This is a genomic window from Frankia sp. BMG5.23, assembly GCF_000685765.2.
GTDB lineage: Bacteria > Actinomycetota > Actinomycetes > Frankiales > Frankiaceae > Frankia > Frankia casuarinae.
In genome coordinates this window covers 11469-26088 of sequence record NZ_JDWE01000016.1, presented here as the reverse complement: position 1 = coordinate 26088, position 14620 = coordinate 11469, and the positions used below count along the sequence as shown (strand labels likewise).

General features: G+C 70.6%; 17 protein-coding genes and 4 pseudogenes. 12 read left to right on the top strand and 9 right to left on the bottom strand.

The genetic code is table 11. The annotated features are described in order from the left end of the window. Positions 1-40: 40 nt before the first annotated feature. A pseudogene (locus BMG523DRAFT_RS26410) lies at positions 41-334 on the top strand (DUF234 domain-containing protein); the annotation flags it as partial. 378 nt (positions 335-712) lie between these two features. Here BMG523DRAFT_RS26410 and BMG523DRAFT_RS26405 read toward each other — a convergent pair. Continuing rightward, positions 713-994, bottom strand: a complete 282-nt coding sequence (locus BMG523DRAFT_RS26405) for a hypothetical protein (protein WP_043590956.1) — start codon at positions 992-994, stop codon at positions 713-715. A gap of 145 nt (positions 995-1139) precedes the next feature. Between BMG523DRAFT_RS26405 and BMG523DRAFT_RS26400 the strand changes: the two genes are divergently transcribed. After that, positions 1140-1361 carry a hypothetical protein gene (locus tag BMG523DRAFT_RS26400; protein ID WP_035910211.1) on the top strand — a complete coding sequence of 74 codons (222 nt, stop codon included), beginning with the start codon at positions 1140-1142 and terminating at the stop codon, positions 1359-1361. Here BMG523DRAFT_RS26400 and BMG523DRAFT_RS27320 read toward each other — a convergent pair. Continuing rightward, positions 1302-1472, bottom strand: a pseudogene (locus BMG523DRAFT_RS27320) (GNAT family N-acetyltransferase); the annotation flags it as partial. The gene BMG523DRAFT_RS26400 and the pseudogene BMG523DRAFT_RS27320 sit on opposite strands and share 60 nt — an antisense overlap. On the opposite strand from BMG523DRAFT_RS27320, the gene BMG523DRAFT_RS26395 reads away from it, so the two are divergent. Then, positions 1464-1631 (top strand): hypothetical protein, encoded by a 168-nt coding sequence (locus BMG523DRAFT_RS26395; protein WP_162492182.1) that lies wholly within the window; start codon positions 1464-1466, stop codon positions 1629-1631. The pseudogene BMG523DRAFT_RS27320 and the gene BMG523DRAFT_RS26395 overlap by 9 nt on opposite strands. Here BMG523DRAFT_RS26395 and BMG523DRAFT_RS27315 read toward each other — a convergent pair. From BMG523DRAFT_RS27315 to BMG523DRAFT_RS09815, 3 genes and pseudogenes are all read right to left on the bottom strand, one after another. Further along, positions 1628-1825 (bottom strand): annotated as a pseudogene (locus tag BMG523DRAFT_RS27315) (hypothetical protein); the annotation flags it as partial. The gene BMG523DRAFT_RS26395 and the pseudogene BMG523DRAFT_RS27315 sit on opposite strands and share 4 nt — an antisense overlap. Before the next feature lie 49 nt (positions 1826-1874). Beyond that, positions 1875-2279 carry a type II toxin-antitoxin system VapC family toxin gene (locus BMG523DRAFT_RS09820; RefSeq protein ID WP_035910214.1) on the bottom strand — a complete coding sequence of 135 codons (405 nt, stop codon included), beginning with the start codon at positions 2277-2279 and terminating at the stop codon, positions 1875-1877. A 21-nt stretch (positions 2280-2300) separates the two neighbouring features. Further along, positions 2301-2498 carry a hypothetical protein gene (locus tag BMG523DRAFT_RS09815; RefSeq protein WP_043590978.1) on the bottom strand — a complete coding sequence of 66 codons (198 nt, stop codon included), beginning with the start codon at positions 2496-2498 and terminating at the stop codon, positions 2301-2303. Positions 2499-3420: 922 nt separating this feature from the next. Between BMG523DRAFT_RS09815 and BMG523DRAFT_RS09810 the strand changes: the two are divergent. Further along, a pseudogene (locus BMG523DRAFT_RS09810) lies at positions 3421-3654 on the top strand (IS256 family transposase); the annotation flags it as partial. Between the two features lie 171 nt (positions 3655-3825). On the opposite strand, the gene BMG523DRAFT_RS09805 reads toward BMG523DRAFT_RS09810, so the two are convergent. The 4 genes from BMG523DRAFT_RS09805 to BMG523DRAFT_RS09790 form a co-directional block, all read right to left on the bottom strand. Continuing rightward, positions 3826-5007, bottom strand: a complete 1182-nt coding sequence (locus BMG523DRAFT_RS09805; protein WP_043590952.1) for a hypothetical protein — start codon at positions 5005-5007, stop codon at positions 3826-3828. Between the two features lie 29 nt (positions 5008-5036). Beyond that, positions 5037-5348 carry a hypothetical protein gene (locus BMG523DRAFT_RS09800; protein WP_035910221.1) on the bottom strand — a complete coding sequence of 104 codons (312 nt, stop codon included), beginning with the start codon at positions 5346-5348 and terminating at the stop codon, positions 5037-5039. A gap of 60 nt (positions 5349-5408) precedes the next feature. Then, complete coding sequence (locus BMG523DRAFT_RS09795) at positions 5409-5753, bottom strand: hypothetical protein (protein WP_035910222.1); 345 nt, start codon at positions 5751-5753, stop codon at positions 5409-5411. A 334-nt stretch (positions 5754-6087) separates the two neighbouring features. Then, positions 6088-6876 carry a dienelactone hydrolase family protein gene (locus BMG523DRAFT_RS09790; RefSeq protein WP_011437011.1) on the bottom strand — a complete coding sequence of 263 codons (789 nt, stop codon included), beginning with the start codon at positions 6874-6876 and terminating at the stop codon, positions 6088-6090. A gap of 300 nt (positions 6877-7176) precedes the next feature. Between BMG523DRAFT_RS09790 and BMG523DRAFT_RS09785 the strand changes: the two genes are divergently transcribed. The 8 genes from BMG523DRAFT_RS09785 to tatC form a co-directional block, all read left to right on the top strand. After that, positions 7177-8376 (top strand): hypothetical protein, encoded by a 1200-nt coding sequence (locus tag BMG523DRAFT_RS09785; protein WP_011437010.1) that lies wholly within the window; start codon positions 7177-7179, stop codon positions 8374-8376. Between the two features lie 10 nt (positions 8377-8386). Further along, positions 8387-9751 carry a Pup--protein ligase gene (gene pafA, locus BMG523DRAFT_RS09780; RefSeq protein WP_035910228.1) on the top strand — a complete coding sequence of 455 codons (1365 nt, stop codon included), beginning with the start codon at positions 8387-8389 and terminating at the stop codon, positions 9749-9751. Positions 9752-9765: 14 nt separating this feature from the next. Next, positions 9766-10491 (top strand): FKBP-type peptidyl-prolyl cis-trans isomerase, encoded by a 726-nt coding sequence (locus BMG523DRAFT_RS09775; RefSeq protein WP_043590950.1) that lies wholly within the window; start codon positions 9766-9768, stop codon positions 10489-10491. 121 nt (positions 10492-10612) lie between these two features. Continuing rightward, positions 10613-11662 (top strand): YafY family protein, encoded by a 1050-nt coding sequence (locus tag BMG523DRAFT_RS09770; protein WP_082456717.1) that lies wholly within the window; start codon positions 10613-10615, stop codon positions 11660-11662. A 55-nt stretch (positions 11663-11717) separates the two neighbouring features. Next, entirely contained in the window at positions 11718-12695 is a 978-nt protein-coding gene (locus BMG523DRAFT_RS09765; protein WP_043590948.1) for a YafY family protein, read from the top strand. 10 nt (positions 12696-12705) lie between these two features. Then, positions 12706-12921 (top strand): hypothetical protein, encoded by a 216-nt coding sequence (locus BMG523DRAFT_RS09760; protein WP_011437005.1) that lies wholly within the window; start codon positions 12706-12708, stop codon positions 12919-12921. 337 nt (positions 12922-13258) lie between these two features. Then, entirely contained in the window at positions 13259-13582 is a 324-nt protein-coding gene (gene tatA, locus BMG523DRAFT_RS09755) for a Sec-independent protein translocase subunit TatA (protein WP_011437004.1), read from the top strand. A 76-nt stretch (positions 13583-13658) separates the two neighbouring features. Then, the coding region (gene tatC / locus BMG523DRAFT_RS09750; RefSeq protein WP_083494788.1) for a twin-arginine translocase subunit TatC at positions 13659-14620 on the top strand (962 nt) is incomplete at its 3' end.

The following is a 14620-nucleotide window of genomic DNA, read 5'->3' as shown; positions in this document are numbered from 1 at the left end:
TCTGGATCGGCTCGTCGAGCTGCGGCTGGTCGAACGGCTGATGCCCGTCACCGAACCAGCGCGCAGCCGTCGGCGCGTCTACCGGATCGCCGACAATTTCCTCGCTTTCTATCTCGGCGTGCTGTCTCGGTACCGCGCGGAGATCGAGCGTGGATCAGGGAAAGCACTGCTGCCAGTACTGATCGAGAGTCTGGACGGCCATCTCGGCAAACCGTGGGAGGAAGCGTTTCGCGAGCACCTACGCCGACTCGCGGTCGCCGGCGCGCTGGGCAGGGACATCGTCGCGGTCGGGCCTTGTTGGAGCGCGGGTGGGCAGAACGAGATCGATGCGGTCGTGCTCGCGGGCAGGGACCGACACCCGGTTCTGTTCGGCGAGGCGAAGTGGGCGCGCTCTGTTGACGGTCGAGGGATCTCCAGCCGGCTCCTGGAAAAGGCTAACGCTATTACATCGGCCGTTCCAGCAGCCTCGGAGCGCCAGACAGACGACGGAGCTGCCGGCCCTGACAGTGGCGGGACCGAAGGCTCTGCCCGGGCACGCCTTGCGCTGTGCGCTCGCGAGGAGATCCGTAACGCGCCGCCAGGATGTCTCACTGTCACTGCCGCCGACATCTTCGATCAGCAATATCCACCCGAGCCGCGCCGGAGCTCTCTCATCGGGACTTGGCTGGAGTACGCCGCCTGGGCCGCTGCATGTGAGCGTCCAATGGTGCTCTCATGCCGCCTTACCTCTCGGCGAGGCGCTCCGAGTCTGACCGGCCGAGGCCGCCACGAACGGCAAGGTGGCGAAGGAGGCCACCCGCGCGGAGGCCCAGCCGGCGATCGCCCCACCGGCCAGCGCGCTGACCACGAGAACACCGCTCTCGATCATGGTGGCCCGGCCGATCCAGGTCTCGTAGAGCTTGCTCGAGCCTGTCTCCTCCAGGACGACGTCGTAGACGATGCTGTCCACGGTGCCGGAGCTCAGCGCGAAATAGATGCCGAGGATCATGGCCACGGCGATATAGGTCGCAACGTTCCTGCTCAGGCCGGCCGGTCGGCTCCCTACTTAGCCCAGGCCGGTGTGCGGGAGGCAGTGCTCGGCTTCGAACAACCCGGGGCGGCTGGCCAGGAGAAGGTCCCGGTTTTCGACGCGGGGCCCGGTGGCGGGCAGCGACCAGGTCAAGCCAGACCCGGTCGCGCAGCTCGATACCGTCGATGACGACGCAGCCGGGGTAGCCCGTCGCCGCCGTGAAAGCGTCGCGTTCGACCGAGCGGAACCGGAACCCGCGCCGCTGGTAGAAGCGCAGGTTGTCGATGTCGGCGGCGGCCGTCGCGACGAGCAGCGCGGTCACCGGAGCACCCGCGAGAAGCTCGACCAGTGACTCGATGAGCGCCCGGCCTATCCCATGTCCCTGATGGGGCTTCAGCACTGCCATGTTCTTGATCTCGACCGTCTGTGGGTGTCCGGTGGGAACGAATTGAAGATGTCCCACGATTCGGTCGTCGAGGAGCGCGACCAGAACGTGGCCGAGGTGGAGGTAGGCGTCGAGTTGACTGGCCGAGTCTTCGGCCAGCTCGAACAGAGGGCGGAGCTCGCGTCGATCGCCCTGGTACTGCTGAATTCGTGGTGTCGTGGTCATGGCTCTTTTTAGCAGCGCCAACCTGCGCCGGCCGTTTCCGCCACCGGTCTTCTCCATGGCTGACCGGACAGCCTCGGGCTGGCCCGCCAACATCGCCGCGCGTTGAGGATGGCGCGGGTGTGGAGGAGGTCGAAACCGGCGCGCTGCGTGTTCTGCTGGGACTTCGATCCCGGCTGAGTCGTCACGGTGGCGACGTCGCAGCCGGCCACCACGGCGTACCGCATGACCCCGGGGCCCGCCGTTCGGAAGCAGCGGTTACTCCTCGCCAAGAATCCGTAGACCACGATGATCCCTGAAGTACATGCAGTCCTTCGGGTTCAAGGTGGCGAGCGGCAGATTGTGAGTGAGGCAGCACGCCGCGATCCACATGTCGTTGACTGGACGGGGCTGTCCGGCCCGGGTGGCGGCTGCGGAGAGTACGCCCCAGGTGGCAGCGACGGCTTCGTCTCCGGGTAGTACAGGGATTCCTGAAAGCCAGTCGGCGAGTTCCCGACGTCGACGACTACCCCAGTCTCGCGGATCGGTCCACTTGGTGAGCTCACCGAAGGTCACGAAGGTGATCAGCGGCCGGCGGCCGATCAGGCGGGTTGCCACGGGCCTGCTGAGCCTGCGCTTGTGACTCAGGGACACGATGTCGGTGTCAAGGACGACGGGCTGCACGGCGACGGCTCAGGCGACGGCTCAGGCGACGTCGCGACGACGCTCGGCGTAGGTGAACGCGAGGAACTCGTCGAGCTCCTCGTCGGAATCGAAGGTGTCAGCGGCCAGGTCGTCGAGCGAGCGGATGGGTTGGGTACCTCTCGTGGCCAGGAGCTCCTCGACGGTGACCGTGGGGCGCAGCGGCGGGTACAACGGATGGCCGATCCCTGGAGTGCTCATGGACGAGACCTCCTCGCTGGCGTCTCCGGCACACTGCAGCCAGGACCGGCATACGGCGCGACGCACAGCTCGCGACCCGTGCAGCTGTGGCATGGATACACAGGTACGCCCATTCCACCCGGACGAGTTCATCCAGCCCGCGCCGATGGATGGGCGGCCGGCTTGTGGACGTTCGTCTGCGAGGTGGGCGGCGGCCATCCCCAGCCAGGACCACACCGCGGGCTGGCGACCACCCCGCAGACGGCCGGGTAGCCCGGGTTGACGGAGAAATTCGGCCTGGATGTCGAGCTGCCCGCCGTGCTCACCGAGCACCGGGCCGGCGGGTGGGTACGGCCCCGTGGAGCGGACGTACGCCCGTCGCCGGCCGAAGGACTTCGCACGCCTGGTGGCGCACTGCGGGCATCGCCCGGTTCGTATTGTGCGAACTTGACGACTAGCAAAAGGTTGGACGAAATCCCAGGTCGCACCAATAGTCCTGAATACCTGTGGACAGAACCGGGCGCAACCCGAACCGCCACCCCACCATCCCCGGCCCCACGATCAACATCCCCGATCGCACAAGCAGGCCGTCTGCCAGCGGAAACGTGCGGCCACGGCGGGGAACGTCCATGCACGGGGCGCGGGTCACGACCCGGGATGACACCAGTGGTCGAAGCCGGCAGACCATGGCCCCGAGCGCCAGCCCGGACATCCGCCGTTGAGTGGTGCGCTCGGGTAGCGGGAACGACACGTCCACGATGACCGGTATTACATGGTGGGACGCTGCCCGCTGTTCAATCACTTCGCTGTTGACCGACATGCGGATAGGGAACGAGCAATGGTTGAGACCTGTGGATCGGCTGGGGAGGGCGTACCTTCCCGGTGATCGAGGTTGAGGTCTCAGTCAGACCGACGTTGGCGCGTCGGTCTGGAAGGCGCGCCCGTGCTCACGGTAGTCCCCGAAGACGGCACGCCCGCCGATGGTCCGGCGAGCAGCCCGTCGCTGATCGACGAGATCGTGCGGGAAGGTGCCCGGCGGATGCTCGCCACCGCCCTGGAAGCCGAGGTCGACGCCTACATCGCGGAACTCGCTGACCAGCGTGACGAACACGGCCGCCGGCTGGTCGTCCGTGACGGTCACGCCCAGCCGCGGCAGGTGATGACCTCCGGCGCCGTGTTCGAGGGCGGCCAGCTCATCGAACGACCCACCACCCCACCCGTGACCCAAGCCGCCTAGCGATCACCATCCACAAGTCTTGGCAATTCCTCCAGGGAAACCGGACGGGCGCCCCCGCCTCGGATCAGTGTCGGGTCGCCGGCAGATCAACCGCGGAGACCTGAGGACGGGTCACTGCCCGGTCGTGACGGCACCGAGGCCGGCACGGTCGAAACGGGCGATCAGACTGGGCTTCCGGAGATGTACTTGGCGCAGGAGCGTGAACCGTCGGGCAAACTCCACGGTGGTGCCGGAACGTGAGGCCAGCGCCTGCAGATCCCCAAGAAGGTCGACGGCCGCGTCGTAGTCGCTCTGCCTGCGGGTGTCGATCAGCGCGTCAACGCGCCCCCAGGCCGTGTCACCATCACGGGCCAGAGTGTCCAGCCGTTTCTCCCGAGCCAGCGCCCGCGCCTGGGCATCGCGGGCGTCCTGCTCGGCACGAGCAGCCTCGGCGTGCCGCCGGCGTTCCTGGCGGATGTCCGCGGCGGCGTCCAGCAGTTGGGCGACCGTGCGGCGGGGACGGCCATCCCGGAGGGGATCAGGCTCGCCACGAAAGCGCCGTAGCACTTCCATCTGGACCCGGGCCCCATGGCCCTGTGTGACCTGGAGCAGGAGTTTCTCCTTGTCACCGGAGGGAAGATCCTTGATCCACCCGGCCAGGGCGTGGGGATCTTCCCTGGCCTGGGCCGCAGGCGGACTCGCCTGGGCCGCGGCGGCAAGCAGATCGGCGTCGAGACGGAGGAAATCCACCAGGGCCCGCTGCGGTGCGGTCAGGGAACCCAGCCCGGCGGGCACCGGCGGCTCGAGATCGTCCTCCTCCTCGTCGTCGAAGGCCTCCTCGTCGCGTTCCCACACCCCGTAGGCCGCCAGCCAGGCCAGATAAAGCGGCCGCAGATCACCGGCGGCGAGTTCGGCACGGACACCGACGATCGCCGACAACGAGTCCTCGGCGCCCTCCACCCAGTCCCCGCCCTCGTCCTCACTACTCAGATCGAGGACGAGATGCTCTCCGGTGGTCCAGGCGGTCACCTGCGGATCGACGCAGTACTGCTCGGCGACCTTGAGAGCGAGCAGGGCGCGGGGCAGGCGGAGCATCACCCGGCGGGTGCCCCAGTTCGCGAGATAGAGATGGGCGTCGTAGAGGCGCTCCACCATCTTCCGGGGATCACCGCGGAAGTCACCCCAGTGGTATTCGTTGGTGAAACTGGTGGCGGTGATCCTGGCCCGGGTGGACAGCGCGCGGACCTCGTCCTGCTGCCGCGCGTCCAGAGGCCGGTCGACGGCCAGGAACTCGTAGTACTGGTACGTGGACATCTTCTACCTTATTTTGCCGCTTCGCCCCGTCAGGCTGCCCAGCGCCGGTAGGCCTCGATCCATTCCGCCCCACCCGGAGGAGGGTCGGGCAGCCGCAGGTCCAGAATCCCGATCGCCTGGCGATACCTCCCCCGAGCGCAGACCGCGACGATACCGCTTCCAGGCAGCAGATCGATCCCCATCACTGTCACTTCCACGCCCAGTACGGTGGCCCGGAAGGGAACGGTGAGGCTGTCCTCCATCACTGCGTGAAACGCCGCGAGCTGTTCGTCCTCACCACAGGCGTCGACGACGGCACTCTCGACCAGCGCGTCCAGCTCGACGTCACTCAGCTCCGCCATGGTCGGCAGCCTACCGACGCGATGGGCGGACAATCCTCACCGGCCCTCGTCCTACCTGCACTAGGGTATGACCGGGTCCGTGGTCCGCCCGCACCACGACAGCCTGCTCGCGGCCGCCCGCGCTCGTCGACGGCGCAGGGTGCTGCCCACCGCGATGGCCAGCGAGAACAACAACGCGTCTATCAGCGGCCGGGCCAGCACCAGGTTGATGACGAAGATCGAGCCGGTGAGCACGCCGGCGACCCGGGCCAGTAGCCCGGAGAACCGGCGCAGCCCCATCTGGAACTGGGTCTCCTCGTGCCGTTCGCCCAGCCCGAGCGCAATCCGGCCGAACTGGGTACGCGCGCCGGTGGCGACCACCACGGCCGCCGCCGAGCCGGTCCGCACGAGTGTGCCCAGACGCATCCACGATCCCGGTCCCCATACTCCAACCGTTACGCTGCCAGCAGAGCAGACTTACGCTGAGCCGCGCCAGCTATCGCTAGCTATGACGTGGCATCAGCTATGACGTGGCATCAGAGCAGCCTAGCCGCGGCGCCGTCCGGGGCCCGGACCGCCGCCGGCCGCGGGCTTGTCGACCTCCTGGATTCCCACCACCTCCGGTGGGCCGTACCTGGCGCGCACCGCCGCCCTCATCCGCCGCCGATCTCTCGCGTGCGCTCACCGTGACCTCTGGACGCCAGATGGGTGATGCTCGTGAGGTCGATGGTGACGATCTTCGATTGGCCGGCCGGGCGCCTCAGCGGGGGCGAACGTGCCGGTCGAGGAAGGCGAGTGCCCGTGACCAGCCGTCGGCCGCAGCGACCGGGCGGTAGAGCGCCTCCCGGTCGTCGCTGTGGAAGGCGTGGCCGGCCCCGGCGTAGCTGACCAGCTCCGTCGGGGCGCCCGAGCGGGCGGCCGCGGCTCGTAGGGCGGCGATCTCGTCGGTGGAGATCAGGGCGTCTTCCTCGCCGTAGAGGCCGAGCCACGGCCCGCGCAACGACGGTGCCGCCTCCACCAGGGCGGGGATGCCGGGCCAGTACGGTGTGCTGATCCCGCCGCCGTAGAACGACACCGCCGCGGCGAGGGTGTGCCGGGTGGCGGTGTGCAGCGCGACCGTGCCACCCATGCAGAAGCCGATGATCGCGCTCCGCTCGGCGGGGAAGCCCGCGGCGAGGAGGTGCCCGAGCGCCGCGTCGATGTCGGCGTCGATGCCCGCGCCGGACAGGGTGCCCATCGTCGACGTGGCCGCGGCCCAGCCGTCGGCCGGGTCCACCTCGTCCAGCCCGTCGCGGTGATACAGGTGCGGGGCCACGGTGAGCCAGCCGGCGGCGGCGAGCCGGTCGCAGACGGAGACCAGGTACGGCGTGATGCCTCGGGCGTCCTGGACGACGACCAAGCCGCCGCGCGGCGGGTCCTTCGCGGCCGGGGCGAGGACCGTGAGCGGCAGCCCGCCGCGGCCGCGGACGGCCTGCGCCCGCAGCCGGGCCCTGCCTTCGCCGTCATGTCGTGTTCGATGGGACGCCGCGTCGTTCGTTCCGGTTGCCATGGCGCCATCCTTCCCGCCGGGGAGCCTTCCCGCCCGATCCGCCTGTCCCGCCCATGGTCCGTCGACCACCTGGTGTCCGGAACCGCCGCGGACCGGCGGATTCACCCGGACATGCCGGCCGCGACACGCCGCCGGCCAAGCCCCGACAGCATGAAGGCGTCACGCTACTCCCTGTAGCAGCCTGGCGGGTGTCGCCGGACGGAGGGAGGACGCGGTGAGGCAACCACTGCCGAGGGTGGCGGCGGCCTGGGAGGGCGCGGTGGACCCGGCGCACGTCGACCGGACCGTCGGAGTCCTCCTGTGGTGACCGGGGGACGGCATCGTGGCGGCGGCGAACATGATCCTCTTCCGGGACAGCGCCCCGAGCCGGGACACTCGGCGCCGTCGCCCCCGCCGGCCTCGGGCGAGACCGGCCTGCCCGGCCTGCCCGGCCTGCCCGGCCCGGCCGATCCGGCCGGACGGGCGTGGGCCCGGTTCGGCGGCGTTGACGGGCTCGGCACGCACGGTGTCCGGCGGATCGCCGTCATCACCGTCGGCATGGCCCTGCTGATGGGCGTCCTGGTCTGGCTGTACGGAACGTCCGTCACCAGCCTGCGTCCCCGGGACCTGCCGATCCTCACCGTGGGCCCGGCACCCGCGGCGACCGCGCTCGCCGACCAGATCAGCCGGGTGGAGCCGGGCGCCCTCACGGTGCGCACGGTGCCGACGGTGGCCGCCGCCGACCGTGCGCTGCGCGAGCGTGACGCCTACGCCGCGATCGTCATCGGCGGCAACGGCCTGACCCTGCGGGTCGCCTCCGCGGCGAGTCCGGCGGTCACCGAGGCGCTGACCCGGGGCATCCGGGTGTTCATGCCAGGTCTGGAGATCCCGGTGGTCGACGTGGTGGCCAACGCGCCACGGGACCAGGCCGGCGGCGGGCTGGCGGCCGGTTACCTCCCGTTGACGCTGGTGATCACCGCGGCCGGCGTGCTGCTGGCACGGATGGTGGGGTCGCGGGTGATCCGGCTCGCCGGGCTCGCCGCGCTCGCGGTGCTCTCCGGCTTCGCCGGGGCCGTCGCGCTGCAGGGGGCGTTGGACGTCCTGCCCGGGGAGTTCCTGACGACGATGGCGGTCGTGACGTTGCTGGCGCTGGCCGTCGCCGGGCCGGTCCTGGGACTCGGGGCGGTCGCGGGCGTGCCGGGTCTCGTCGCCGCGGTGCTGGTTCTGGTCGCCGGTGCCGCTCTGTCGGCGGCGGCCTCCGCCCCGGAGATGCTGCCACGGCCCTGGGGCGACATCGGCCAGTTTGCGCCGCCGGGGGCGGGTGCCACGCTGCTGCGCTCGACGGCCTACTTCGACGGTGCCGGCGGTGGCCGTCCGGTACTGGTCCTCGCCGGCTGGTTCGTCGTCGGGCTGGGCCTGGCGGTTGTCGGTCGACCCGTCCGTCCGCAGGAGGGGCGAATCCGCATCAGGGTGACATCCGGCCCGAGCGTCCCGGCGCGCCGAGGCGGCATCCGAGCATAGGGTCACAGACGTGGACCGCCGCATCTTCGGACTGGAGAACGAGTACGGCGTCACCTGCGTGTTCCGGGGGCAGCGACGGCTGTCCCCGGACGAGGTGGCACGGTACCTGTTCCGTCGTGTCGTGTCATGGGGACGTAGCAGCAACGTGTTCCTCAAGAACGGCGCCCGTCTCTACCTGGATGTCGGTAGCCATCCGGAGTACGCCACCCCGGAATGCGACTCCGTGCCCGACCTGGTCACCCACGACAAGGCCGGGGAACGCATCCTCGAGGGCCTGCTCGTCGAGGCCGAACGACGGCTGCGCGAGGAGGGCATCGCCGGCGACATCCATCTGTTCAAGAACAACACCGACTCCGCCGGCAACAGCTACGGCTGTCACGAGAACTACCTCGTCGGTCGGCACGGCGAGTTCTCGAAGCTCGCGGACGTGCTGGTGCCGTTCCTGGTCAGCCGGCAGATCCTGTGCGGCGCGGGCAAGGTGCTGCAGACCCCGCGGGGCGCGGTGTACTGCATCTCCCAGCGCGCCGAGCACATCTGGGAGTCGGTGTCCTCGGCGACCACCCGGTCCCGGCCGATCATCAACACCCGTGACGAGCCGCACGCCGACGCCGAGCGGTTCCGGCGGCTGCACGTGATCGTCGGCGACTCGAACATGAGCGAGACGACCATGCTGCTCAAGCTCGGGGCGACCGACCTGGTGCTGCGCATGATCGAGGCCGGTGTGATGCTGCGGGACATGACCCTGGAGAACCCGATCCGGGCGATTCGCGAGGTCAGCCACGACATGACCTGCCAGCGCAGGATCAAGCTGGCCAACGGACGTGAGGTCAGCGCGCTGGACATCCAGCGGGAGTACCACTCCAAGGCGGTCGAGTTCGTGGAGCGCCGCGGCGGGGACGGGGACGAGGTCGCCAAGCGGGTGCTCGACCTGTGGGGCCGTACCCTGCTCGCGATCGAGACCGACGACCTCGAGCTCGTCGCCCGTGAGATCGACTGGGTGACGAAGTACGTGCTCATCGAGCGTTTCCGGCACAAGCACGGGCTGTCGCTGGCCTCGCCGCGGGTCGCCGAGCTCGACCTGAAATACCACGACATCCACCGCGACCGGGGCCTGTACTACCGGATGGAACGGGCTGGTCTGGTCGAGCGCGTCACCCGTGATCTCGACGTCTTCGAGGCCAAGTCACGCCCCCCGCAGACCACCCGCGCCCGGCTGCGCGGCGAGTTCATCAAGCGTGCCCAGGAGAAACGCCGGGACTTCACAGTCGACTGGGTCCACCTGAAGCTCAATGATCAGGCCCAGCGTACGGTCCTGTGCAAGGACCCGTTCCGTTCCGTTGATGATCGGGTCGACAAGCTCATCGCCAGTATGTGAGGACTCGAGCCCCTGTGATGTTCGTGCCGCGACGCGCCGGCGTCGTCCTGCCCTTCGCGTCAGCCCGTCCCGGCTCGCGTGGCAGCGGCCGTCGGCCGTCCGCCACCCGCCGGCACCCGCTCGCGGGTGCCGTGCTGCCCGCCGTGCTGCTCGCCCCGCTCCTGGTCGGCTGCGGCGCCTCCGACGCCCCCGACGGCACCAGGGCGGCGCCGGTGCCCTCCCGGACGGCCGTCGACGACACCTCCGGGCGGGTCCCCGCGGTCGCGGGTGCCACCGACCTGAGCCGCAAGCCGATCTCCGCGGCGGGCCGGGGGACGGCGCCGGCCACGTTGGTCACCACCGATCTCGTGACCGGTCACGGCGCGCTCGCCTCCGCCACCAGCACCGTCACCGTCCGGTACGTGGGCGTGCTCTGGCGCGACGGCAAGGAGTTCGACAGCAGCTGGGCGGGGGGCCAGCCGGCGACCTTCCCGCTGGACGGCACGATCGCCGGCTTCGGGCAGGGCATCGACGGGATGCGCGTCGGCGGCCGCCGCCAGATCATCATCCCGCCGGACCTCGGATATGGCCCGGTGGGGGGACGTCCGCCGACGATCCTCGCCGACGACACTCTGGTGTTCGTGGTGGACCTGATCGCGGTCGACGGCGCCACCTCGGGTGTTGGGGCCACGCCGGGTGTTGGGGCCACGCCGGGTGTTGGGGCCACGCCGGGTGTTGGGGCCGGCGCCGGCCAGCCGTAGCCCACGGGCCCTCACCCGGCCCGGCCGCGGGTGGCCCGGTGGGCCCGGTGCGACCGGTGGGCCAGCGGCGGTGATGGGGTGCTGCGTGCCCGGTGAACTCCGGCGGCTACCCTTTACGGGTGTGTCCCGGCGACGGGTGGAGCGGCTCCTCAACCTGACGATGTGCCTGATGGCGACATCGCGTTTCCTCACCGTGTCCCAGATCGGCGAGCTGGTGGAGGGCTACGAGCCCGGGCGCACCGAGGAGGAGCAGGACGCCTTCCGGCGGATGTTCGAGCGGGACAAGGCGTATCTGCGGGAGATCGGCATCCCCTTGGAGACCGGCGCGGACTCGGCGTTCAGCAACGAGACCGGCTACCGCATCCGCCGCGGCGACTACGCGCTGCCCGACATCGCCCTGGAACCGGACGAGGCCGCGGCCCTGGCCGTCGCCGGCTCGCTGTGGTCGAGCACGGCGCTCGCCGGGCCGGCCGCCAGCGCCCTGCGCAAGCTCGCCGCGGGCGGGGCCGCGGTGAGCGGTGGCGGGCTCGGCGTGCTCGACGGCTTCGAACCGCGGGTCGATGCGACCGAGCCGGCCTTCGAGCAGTGCCTCGCGGCGGTCCAGGCCGGTCGGACCATCCGCTTCCCGTACCGGAAGGTCGGTGAGACGGACTCCGCCGACCGGCACGTCGAGCCCTGGGGGGTGCTGTCGTGGCGGGGGCGGTGGTACCTTGCCGGGCACGATCTGCACCGTGGCGCGGCCCGGGTGTTCCGGCTGTCCCGGTTCACCGGCCCGGTGCGCATGGTCGGACCGGCCGGCGCGGTCCAGGTCCCGCCAGGGGTCGATCTGCGGGCGATGGTCTCGGCGCAGGCCCCCCCGGACCGCTTCCGGACCGCCACGCTGGCGGTCCGCCGGGGCAGCGCGCACGCGCTGCGGCGGTACGCCCGCCCGTCGCCGGATACGAATCCACCGCCGGGCATGGATCTGCTGGAGATGGACTTCGCCGACACCGAACAGCTCGCCCGGTGGATCGTCGGATCGGGTCCGGACGTCGTCGTCGTCGACCCACCCGAGCTGCGCGCGGCTGTGGTCGGTCGGCTCCGGGCGGCCCTCGCGGGCACCGCCGCCCGCGACGTGGCGTCCCCACCTGCGGGGGTGCGCCGCGACGAACGTCCGGTGAGCGCCCGATGATCCGTCGGGCGGCGCCCGCCCCGGCTCATCGTCCACCGCCCGCCCCGGGCACGCGGTGAGCGCCGCCACCGACCGGCTGAGCCGGCTGCTCGCGCTCGTCCCCTGGTTGCGGGCGCATCCCGGGATCTCCCTGACCGAGGCGGCCGCGGCCTTCGGGGTCACCCCCCGCCAGCTGCGCGACGACCTCGACCTGCTGTTCGTCTGCGGCCTGCCCGGCGGCGCGCCCGGGGACCTCATCGACCTGAGCTACTCCGGCGATCAGATCACCATCGTCGATCCGCAGACCCTCGACCGGCCGCTGCGGCTGTCGGTCGACGAGGCGACCGCCCTGATCGTCGCCGCCCGCGCGCTCGCCGACGTGCCCGGCCTCGCCGGCCGCGAGGCCCTGGATCGGGCGCTGGAGAAGCTGGAGGAGGCGGTCGGCACCGCCGGCACCGCCGCCGTCGGCCAGGTACGCGTCACCCTCGACGTCCACGACGAGGTCCTCGCGGTGGTGCAGCGGGCGCTGCGGGACCGCCGGCGGGTGCATCTGCGCTACCTGGTGTGGTCCCGCGACGAGCTGACCGAGCGCGAGGTCGACCCGATGCGGGTGCTGGTCCAGGACGGCCGCTGGTACCTGGAGGGATGGTGCCACCGGGCGGAGGCGGTGCGGCTGTTCCGGCTGGACCGCATCGACGGGCCGGGCGGGGTGACGATCCTCGACGCCCCGGCGGTTCCGCCGCCGGGCACGGTGTCCCGCGACACCAGGGAGGGGATCTACCGGCCCGGCCCGGCGGACGTGCGGGTCGTGCTGGAGCTGGCGTCCCCGGCCCGGTGGGTGGCCGACTACTACCCGGTCACCGGGATGCGCGAGCTGCCCGGTGGACGGCTCGAGGTCACGCTGTACGCCGGGGAGACCTTCTGGCTGCACCGGCTGGTCCTCGGCCTCGGGGCCGACGTGCGGGTGGTCGAGCCGCCGGCGCTCGCCGAGGAGGTGCACGCCTTGGCCCGCCGGGCCCTGCTCGCCTACGGGCTCACGCCGACCGCCGAGTAGGGTGATCGGTATGCTCTGGGCGCTCCTCTACCTCGTCCTCATCGTCGGCGCGCTTGCCCTGCTGGCGCTCAGTGCGTGGCGAGTGTGGCAGAAGATGCGCGCGGTGCGGGCCGTCACGACGGAGCTGTCCGCGCGGGTCTCGGTCCTGGCCTCGGACACCGCGGCGCTCGCGGCGCGGCTCGACCACGCCGAGGTCAGCGCGCGGCTCGCCGAACGCACGTCCTGACCGGCTCCTCGCCCGACCGGATCCGTGGTCCCCGTGTGGTCTGACGGGAGCGACCGTCGCGTGACGTCGATCGTGCCATACGACGTTGTGTCGCCACAATTTGGGACTTCCGGGTTGACGAGGTAGCGGTCGGTGATGATTTGGGTTTCCGGTGTCGTTGTGGACACGCTTTGCCCGCCGAGTGCTACGAGCTATCGTGCAGGCTGACTTCGTTGCGCATCCGTCATCTCCGGGATACCCGCACGCCGTCTATCCCCTCCTAGGCTGGCGGACGTAGCATCGATCGCACCGGTCGTCGGACCGGGCCCGGTACCGCGCTCATCGGAGGACGCCGACCATGCCAAACCTGGGCACCACCGAAATCATCATCATCGCCCTCGTCGTTCTGGTGCTATTCGGGTCGAAGAAGCTTCCCGACGCCGCGCGTTCCTTCGGTCGTTCGCTGCGCATCTTCAAGGCCGAGACGAAGGGCCTGCGCGAGGATGACCAGCCCGCGCCCGCGGCGCAGCCGGCCCCGTTGCCGATCGAGGCCCAGCCGCCGGTGGCCCAGCCGCAGGCCGTCGCGCCCGGTCAGGCCGTCGCGCCCGGTCAGGTCTCCGCCTCGTCCGTGAACGCCACCGCGTCCGTGAACGGCACCGCGTCGGCCGCCGACCGGGGCTGACCTCACGGCGGTCCCACGGCCTGTCGGGCGTCCGCCGGCGCCCCTTCCTCCTTCCTCTCGACCAGGAGCCGCCGACGTGCCAGGGTTGCCCACGCCGCGAAGGCTCGTCGCCTCGGTGAACTACCGCCGCACGCGCACTGTCGAGGACAGTCGCATGCCGCTCACCGAGCATCTGCGTGAGCTGCGCAACCGCGTCGCCATCGCGCTCCTCGCGTTCGCGATCGCCGGTGTCGTCTGTTTCATCTTCGAGCCGCGCATCTTCGACTGGCTCAAGGCGCCGTACTGCGACCTGCCGGCGAGCAAGCGGTTCAGCCCGGACGGCCTGGCGGCGAACGACTGCACCCTGTACTTCTTCGGCATCCTCGACGCGTTCACTATCCGCCTGAAGATCTCCATGATCGCCGCGGTGGTGGTCTCCTCGCCGGTGTGGCTGTACCAACTCTGGTCCTTCATCACCCCTGGTCTGCACCGTCATGAGCGGCGCTGGTCGTTGACCTTCGTCGGTGTCTCCCTCGTCCTGTTCGCCACCGGTGCGGTCTTCGCCTACCTGACGTTGTCGACCGGGCTGGGCCTGCTGCTCGGCTTCGGCGGCAACGGGCTGGTCAGCGTCCTGGACGGCAACCGGTACCTCAGCTACGTCCAGGCGATGCTGCTGATCTTCGGACTGTCGTTCGAGGTTCCGCTGCTCGTCATGATGCTGAATCTGGCCGGGATCGTCAGCACCGCCAAGCTGCGCTCCTGGCGGCGGCCCGAGATCTTCCTGGTGTTCGTGTTCGCCGCGGTCGTCACCCCCAGCCAGGACCCGTTCACCATGCTCGCGCTGGGCCTGCCCATGGTGCTCCTCTACGAGGTCGCGCTGATCATCGGCTGGCTGAACGACCGGCGGGTGGCCCGCCGCGGGGACACCTCCCCGTATGCCGACCTGGACGACGACGAGACCTCCCCGCTGGACTTCGACGACGCCCCGCCCCGCCCGGCGGCCTCCGCGGGCCCCGCGGCGACGGCCACGTCGCCCGGCACGGCGAACCCGGTCGGCAC